Below are 789 nucleotides of genomic sequence, written 5' to 3'. Positions count from 1 at the left end.
CAGCACGGCAGCGGCGACGCCGGAGCGGTTGAGCGCCATCCAGGTTCCCCCGGCGGTGGCATCGCGGCCGCCGAGGATGCCCGGCCAGAATGCGGCAGGCGGATCCCAGGGGCGATCCAGCCTCTCGTCGCGATTGGCGGCCAGGAGAAGGGGCCAGGCGGCGCCGGGGCGGCGCAGCAGGATCACGGTGCACATGCACGGTCCATAAAACGTAAAACGCCCCGGCGATATCGCCGGGGCGTCAAACGTCAAGCCGGGCTCAGCCGGCTAGGGTGACTTCAAGGTCGCCCGCGGCGGCTACCAGCGACGGCCGTAGCCATATCCACGGCCGTAGTGCCCGACATAGGGCCGGCCGTACCCGTAACCGTAGTAGGGACGCGGCGCGTAGTACGGCCGCGGCGCCACGTAGACCGGCGGCGGCACGTAGACCGGCACGGGCGGCGCATACACGCGCGGCGCATAATAGACCGGGGGCGGCGGGGCGTAGTAGGCCGGCGCCTCGATCCACTGGGCCTGGGCGGCGCCAGCACCCGCGCCGAGGGCGGCAAGGCTGGCCATCATCACGTTCCGGATCATCCGCATCGGATTGTCCTCCTTCATTCCCTCGAATGTAGCACCGCCAAGGTGGCGGAAGCATGGCAAATTGTCGCGTCAGCCGCGGCCGCGATGTCCGCCGCCCCGGCCACCGCCGCCGCCACGGGATCCGCCGCCGCCGCCGGAGTAGCCGCCACGGTATCCGCCACCGCTACTGGCATAGTTGCCGTGGTTTCCACCGCCCCCACCCCAGCT

At 71.0% G+C, this 789-nt stretch carries 2 protein-coding genes; both read right to left on the bottom strand.

Going from position 1 to position 789, the window contains the following annotated elements; translation table 11 throughout:
- A partial coding sequence (locus AC1DWF_RS33645; RefSeq protein ID WP_476842833.1) for an NRDE family protein occupies positions 1 to 195 on the bottom strand: 195 nt, incomplete at its 3' end.
- 102 nt (positions 196 to 297) lie between these two features.
- Entirely contained in the window at positions 298 to 600 is a 303-nt protein-coding gene (locus tag AC1DWF_RS33640; RefSeq protein WP_476842832.1) for a hypothetical protein, read from the bottom strand.
- Between the last annotated feature and the right edge of the window lie 189 nt (positions 601 to 789).

The organism is Aminobacter sp. P4_D5, assembly GCF_056401815.1.
Note: the sequence above shows the minus strand (reverse complement) of the source record. Positions and strands in the feature narration are given on the sequence as shown.